This window comes from uncultured Anaerococcus sp. (assembly GCF_963510575.1).
Classification (GTDB): domain Bacteria; phylum Bacillota; class Clostridia; order Tissierellales; family Peptoniphilaceae; genus Anaerococcus.
This window is the reverse complement of sequence record NZ_CAUPFR010000119.1, coordinates 1-4,710: the sequence shown is the minus strand read 5'-3', so window position 1 is coordinate 4,710 and position 4,710 is coordinate 1. Positions and strand designations below refer to the sequence as shown.

Genomic DNA, 4,710 nt, shown 5'->3' with positions numbered 1-4,710 from the left:
ATATAATGGATGAATAATATGAAATTTGAACATACACCAGTTCTCTATAGGGAATGTATAGAAAATTTAAATATAAAACCCGACGGCATTTATGCTGATTTGACCTTGGGCAAGGGAGGCCATTCTAAAATGATTTTAGAAAAACTCTCGCCAAAGGGACTTTTGATAGGCATAGACCAAGACAAAGCTGCCATTGAAGCTGCTTCAGAAAACCTCAAGGACTATGATAATAAAGTGTTTTTTAACACCAACTTTGAAAACATAGGCAAGGTTTTAAGTGAAGCCGGTTTTAATAAAATTGATGGGGCTCTAATGGACATTGGCGTCAGCTCATATCAAATAGATAATCCAGAACGTGGATTTTCCTATATGCACGATGGACCACTTGATATGAGAATGGACAGGCAAAATGAGTTAACAGCAGAAAAAATTGTCAATGAATACTCTCAGGATGAGCTTACTAGGATATTTTTTGATTATGGTGAGGAAAGATTTTCCAAAGCCATAGCCAAAAATATTGTCAAAGCTCGCGCAACCGAAAGAATTAATACCACTTTCAAACTCCGAAATATTGTTATGAAATCTGCGAGATTTACGGAAGTTCATCCTGAAAAGAGAGTGTTTCAAGCCCTCCGTATAGAAGTAAACAGAGAGCTTGATGTCCTAAGTAAGGCAATAGATACGATAATAGATTTTATTGATAAAGATGGCAGATTAGCGATAATTACTTTCCATTCTTTAGAAGATAGGATAGTTAAAAATAAATTTAAGGATTTAGCAACAGGCTGTATATGCCCACCGGAAATTCCTGTTTGTGTATGCAACCATGTGGCTAAGGTAAAAATTATTACAAGAAAACCGATAACAGCAAAGGCCGATGAATTAAAAGAAAATTCTAGGTCTAAACCTGCAAAATTAAGAGTGTGTCAAAGGATATGATATGGCTGAACGTTTCGAAAAAAGACAAGTAAAAAATAATAATAAAAATCGTGTCAGGCTAAAAGTCAAAGAAAGACCAAAGCTAACTAGGTCACACCAAATAGAGAGGATTAGGAAAAAAGATAGGCACCTAAAATACGCTATTTCTTTCTTAAGTTTTTCTATAATTGCAGCTATGGCAACATTTCTAATAATTAAAAGAATTAACTTGTCAAATGATAGGTTTGAGTATAATAGATTACAGGCAGAAATTGTAAGCTACGAGCTCCAAAGAGACAGGCTACAAAGTAATCTTGACGAAGCCATTGACCTAAATAGGATACAAAGATATGCTATCGAAGATTTGGGTATGGTTTATAAGAAAGATAATAATAATTAACTGCCGATAGGATTTATTATGGACAATATTTATTTAATAACTATTATTTGCTTTTTTTTGAGTATGGGCCTTTGTAAAGTCATAAATCCAATGCTTAAAAAGAAAAAAATTGGACAAAATATTAGAAAAGTAGGACCTCAAAGCCATATGGCTAAGGAAGGTACTCCAACAATGGGAGGGGTCATTTTTATAATCGTTGCTCTTTTAATGAGTGTGATTATCCTTCCAAAAAATTTGGAGACCTTGATTTTAATTGTTTCTATGTTGGGATTTGGTGGTATTGGTTTTATTGATGACTTTAGAAAACTTGTTCTCCACCAGTCAGAAGGACTTAAACCTAAGCAAAAATTAGTCTTGCAATTTGTACTTGCGATATTAATAACAATCCTTGCTTATGTTAATGACAAAGATTCTATAACTAAATTATTAATACCATTTACATCTTACTATTTACCAGTATCCGTACTTGGTATCCCTATTATGATATTTATCATAGTAGGTTGTACAAACGCCACAAACCTTACTGACGGTCTAGATGGACTTTTGGTAAGTGTGTCTCTTCCTGTTTTTATATGTCTAGCAATCATTGCGAAGACAGGTACAAACAAAATCTTTGCTGTAATTATGCTTGGAGCAATACTTGGATTTTTGATTTATAATTCAAACCCAGCCAGCGTTTTTATGGGGGATACAGGATCAATGGCGATTGGTGGAGCTGTAGTGGCCCTTGCCATTAACCTAAAAATTCCAATATATCTAGTAATATTTGGTGGAGTTTATGTGATGGAGACCTTATCTGTTATTATCCAGGTAATTTCTTATAGGTATAGGAACAAGAAAAGAGTATTTCTTATGACACCTATCCACCATCATTTCGAATTAAAGGGTTATAAGGAGCAAAAAATTGTAGTAGGATTTATGATTTTATCGACAATCCTATGTCTAATAAGTTTGGTGGCAATACTATGAAAAAAGTTTTAGTTTATGGACTCGGTGTAACAGGTGTTTCTTCAGTAAAAGCTTTGGATAAGCTTGGTTATGAAGTTTACACCTATGATAAAAATAAAAAATATGTAGATGAACTTGAGGGCTATAAGTATAGCCCTATTTCTGATGAAAAATTTGGTAAATATGACTTTATTTTAAAGTCTCCTGGTATTAAGCCAAGTGATGAACTTGTAAAAATTTTAGAAAAAGATAACGAGATAATTTCTGATATAGAAGTAAGTCAAAGATTATTTCCAGATGCAGAAAAAATTGCAATTACAGGCACAAATGGCAAGACATCTACAACCTCCATGGTTGCTCATATTTTAAATGAATGTGGCCATCCTGCCTACGCTGTAGGAAATATTGGCGAGGGGATTTTGTGGCAGATGTATGATAAAAAAGGAGTTTTTGTAGAAGAACTTTCTTCCTTCCAACTTCACGATACATCTACTTACAAACCTCATATCGGTGCGATTTTAAATATCAAAGAGGACCACATAGATTGGCATGGAAGTTTTGATGATTATATCGATAGTAAGTTAAAATTAGCTAAAAATCAAGATAAAGACGATTTTTTGGTTATAAATCACGAAGATGAAATTAGTCAAAAGCATATTAAAGACTTTAAGGCTCAAGTATATGAATTTTCAAGCCAGAATATGGTAGCTAAGGGGCTTTTCCTAGATGGAAATATGATATGTTTAGTAAATGGCGGATGCACTATAGCTGAAATCCTTGATGTAAGGGAGCTTTCCGTAATAGGTCGTCACAACTATGAAAATGTCATGGCTGCAATATTACTTACTTATTTATATGGTCTAGATTTACCAGAAATATTAAAGGCTATAAAAACTTTCAAATCAATTTCTCACAGGCTTGAGTATGTAAGGACCCTTTCTGGAATTGACTTTTACAACGATTCTAAGGGAACAAATGTAGATAGCTCTGTAAAGGCAATTGAAAGTTTTGACAGACCTATACTTATAATAGCAGGTGGCTATGATAAACACATTGACTACACAGATTATGTAAAGGCCTTTAAGGAAAATGGCAAGATTATGGTTTTGATGGGCGCTACCAAGGAGAAATTAAAAGTCTTGTGCGAAAAGTATGGTATTAAATATATTTTGGTAGAAGATATGAATGAAGCTATAAACACAGCCTACGAAAAAGCTGAAAAGGGAGATGTGGTTTTACTTTCTCCGGCCAGTGCTTCTTGGGATATGTATAAGTCCTATGAGGCAAGGGGAGATGAGTTTAAAAAACTTGTAAATAGATTGGAAGAAAAATGCGAGTAATACTTTCAGGTGGTGGCACAGGTGGACATATTTACCCAGCTATCGCCATTGGACAAAAAATCAGGGAAGAAAATCCTGATGCTGACATAATTTATGTTGGCATAAAGGGTGGTCCAGAAGAGAAGATTGCCCAAAAAAACGGTTACGAATTTAAAGCAATTGATGCTATGGGCCTTCCTAGAAAAATAAATAAAAGACTATTTAAGGCTATTTTTAAAAATCTAAAAGGATTTAAAGAAGCAAAAGAAATTATCAAAAATTTTAAGCCGGACCTTGTAATAGGGACAGGAGGCTATGTTTGTGCTCCAATCCTATACCAGGCCTCTAAGGCAAAAATTCCTTCTATAGTCCATGAATCAAACTCCTACCCAGGTATGGCCTCTAAGTTTTTATCAAAAAAAGTAGATAGGGTTTTGATTTCCTACAAAGAAGCTGCTAAGCACTTCAAAAACCAAGCCAACATCGTTGTTACAGGTAATCCTGTTAGGAATAATTTTTCTCTTTCATATACAGATGAAGACTTAAAAAAACTTGGGATTGACAAATCCATCCCAGTTGTGTTTTCCTTTGGTGGGTCAAATGGGTCCTTTGCTTTAAATAAGGCAGTCATAGAAATGAGTAAGGATATGAATGGAGAATTTTTCCTCCTCCACCAAACAGGAAACAGGTTTTATGATGACTTTTTAGAAAAATGCGAAAAATCAAAATATATCAAGGCTTTTAAATATATAGATAATATCGACTTGTTTTATGCAGTATCAGATTTAGTTATTGCTTCAAGTGGGGCTATGAGTCTTGCTGAAATTTCCTCAGTTGGTAGACCTTCTATCTTGATTCCAAAGGCTTATACTACAGAAAACCACCAAGAATATAATGCTCGTACCTATGTAGATCATGGTGCAAGTCTAATGATCCTAGAAAAAGATTTAACATCATCCTACCTAAAGACTCAAATTATGAGTATAATAAAAGACGAGCAAAAAATTAAAAATATGGGGGAGAAAGCTTGCGAACTTGCTGATAATCACGCCTTAGACAAGAGTTACCAGCAGATAAAAGAGCTAATTTAGATGACTAATAAAAATGATGATAGGTTAATAAAAA

Annotated in this window: 5 protein-coding genes; all 5 read left to right on the top strand. The window is 34.1% G+C overall.

The genetic code is table 11. The features are described from left to right. The first annotated feature begins 18 nt into the window (after window positions 1-18). The 5 genes from rsmH to murG are packed head-to-tail and all read left to right on the top strand — an operon-like array spanning window position 19 to window position 4,676. Window positions 19-939, top strand: coding sequence for a 16S rRNA (cytosine(1402)-N(4))-methyltransferase RsmH (gene rsmH, locus RQ907_RS07720; protein ID WP_311492794.1), 921 nt, complete (start codon window positions 19-21; stop codon window positions 937-939). Window position 940: 1 nt separating this feature from the next. Next, window positions 941-1,318, top strand: a complete 378-nt coding sequence (locus RQ907_RS07715; RefSeq protein WP_311492793.1) for a hypothetical protein — start codon at window positions 941-943, stop codon at window positions 1,316-1,318. Window positions 1,319-1,336: 18 nt separating this feature from the next. Continuing rightward, entirely contained in the window at window positions 1,337-2,287 is a 951-nt protein-coding gene (gene mraY / locus RQ907_RS07710; RefSeq protein ID WP_311492792.1) for a phospho-N-acetylmuramoyl-pentapeptide-transferase, read from the top strand. Then, entirely contained in the window at window positions 2,284-3,606 is a 1,323-nt protein-coding gene (gene murD / locus RQ907_RS07705) for a UDP-N-acetylmuramoyl-L-alanine--D-glutamate ligase (protein WP_311492791.1), read from the top strand. The genes mraY and murD overlap by 4 nt, the downstream gene beginning before the upstream one ends. Beyond that, on the top strand, window positions 3,597-4,676 hold the full coding sequence (murG, locus tag RQ907_RS07700; protein ID WP_311492790.1) for an undecaprenyldiphospho-muramoylpentapeptide beta-N-acetylglucosaminyltransferase: 1,080 nt from the start codon (window positions 3,597-3,599) through the stop codon (window positions 4,674-4,676). The genes murD and murG overlap by 10 nt, the downstream gene beginning before the upstream one ends. Window positions 4,677-4,710 lie beyond the last annotated feature (34 nt).

Coding starts and splice junctions, on each gene's coding strand:
- rsmH (WP_311492794.1), top strand. CDS start 19: ATGAAATTTGAACATACACCAGTTCTCTATAGGGAATGTATAGAAAAT.
- RQ907_RS07715 (WP_311492793.1), top strand. CDS start 941: ATGGCTGAACGTTTCGAAAAAAGACAAGTAAAAAATAATAATAAAAAT.
- mraY (WP_311492792.1), top strand. CDS start 1,337: ATGGACAATATTTATTTAATAACTATTATTTGCTTTTTTTTGAGTATG.
- murD (WP_311492791.1), top strand. CDS start 2,284: ATGAAAAAAGTTTTAGTTTATGGACTCGGTGTAACAGGTGTTTCTTCA.
- murG (WP_311492790.1), top strand. CDS start 3,597: ATGCGAGTAATACTTTCAGGTGGTGGCACAGGTGGACATATTTACCCA.